Source organism: Paraglaciecola mesophila KMM 241, assembly GCF_000315015.1.
GTDB classification, from domain to species: domain Bacteria; phylum Pseudomonadota; class Gammaproteobacteria; order Enterobacterales; family Alteromonadaceae; genus Paraglaciecola; species Paraglaciecola mesophila.
Map to the genome: position 1 here is coordinate 1 of NZ_BAEP01000027.1, position 1316 is coordinate 1316.

The 1316-nt window shown below is 43.5% G+C and carries 1 protein-coding gene; it reads right to left on the reverse strand.

Going from position 1 to position 1316, the window contains the following annotated elements:
- Positions 1-31: 31 nt before the first annotated feature.
- Positions 32-1243 carry an IS256 family transposase gene (locus GMES_RS06775; protein WP_153811059.1) on the reverse strand — a complete coding sequence of 404 codons (1212 nt, stop codon included), beginning with the start codon at positions 1241-1243 and terminating at the stop codon, positions 32-34.
- Positions 1244-1316 lie beyond the last annotated feature (73 nt).

Genomic DNA, 1316 nt, shown 5'->3' on the forward strand with positions numbered 1-1316 from the left:
GAGCCTGTAACAGATTCTGTGTAACTGCCATTTAGTTAATGTGCTTTTCGAGGCGTTCCCCGAACTCAATAATAAAACGAACCATTGCTTGACGCCAGTTGTGGATCGGCATCGACCATTTTTTAGATGCCTCTGTAATGGCTAAGTAAACCATTTTCCTAGCTGAGTCATCACTTGGGAATATCTTGCGCTTCTTGATAGCCTTACGAATAACGCTGTTGAGTGATTCAATGGCATTGGTCGTGTAAATAGCTTTACGGATGTCCTCAGGATAATTAAATAAAGTATTGAGATTCTGCCAGTGGGTACGCCACGACTTACTTATCTGTGGATATTGGTCGTCCCACTTTTCACTAAATCGTTCAAGTTCAAGCAGCGCCTCATCTTCAGTGGATGAACGGTATACCTGCTTCAAATCAGTGGTCACAGCCTTGTAGTCTTTCCATGAAACGTACTTCAATGAATTACGTACCATATGCACAATACACAGCTGAATTTGGGCCTGGGGATACACTGAGTTAATCGCATCAGGAAAGCCCTTGAGCCCATCCACACAGGCAATTAAAATATCTTCTACACCACGATGCTGCAATTCAGTGAGCACGTTCAGCCAGAATTTCGCGCCTTCATTTTCGGCTATCCACATGCCCAGAAGCTCCTTGTGCCCCTCGGTGTTGATACCCAAGGCTAGGAATATAGATTTGTTGATAACACGTTTGTCTTGGCGAATTTTAACTACTAAGCAATCGAGATAGATAATAGGGTAAATCGGGTCAAGGGGGCGTGATTGCCATTCGATAACTTGGTCAATAACGGCATTAGTGACTCGTGATATTAGCGTTGGCGATATATCTGCACCGTACCATTCGTCAAAGGCTTTAACGATTTCACGGGTGCTCATCCCTTGCGCATATAGCCATAATATCTTCTCGTCCATTGAGGTAAATCGAGATTGGTGTTTCTTAATCAGCTTAGGCTCAAACAACCCGTCTCTGTCACGAGGAGTGTCCAGTTCAAACTCACCATCTTCCGTTTTGATACGCTTACTGGTTTTGCCGTTGCGGCTATTTTGCATCACCGATTTAGCGTGCTTCTCATAACCTAAATGCTCATCCATCTCGGCATTTAGTGCTGCTTCAACAGTGATCTTCTTTAGCATTTGGCTGAATTCATTAAGATCTTGCGGTGTTTTAATGCCTTTGGCCGCGTCCTTGGCGAAAGCTTCTAACTCTTTTTTGTTCATTTGCATCTGCCTATCCTTAACTCTGACTAGAGTATGTTGTGATAGGCAGTTACACAAAATTAATTACAGGCTC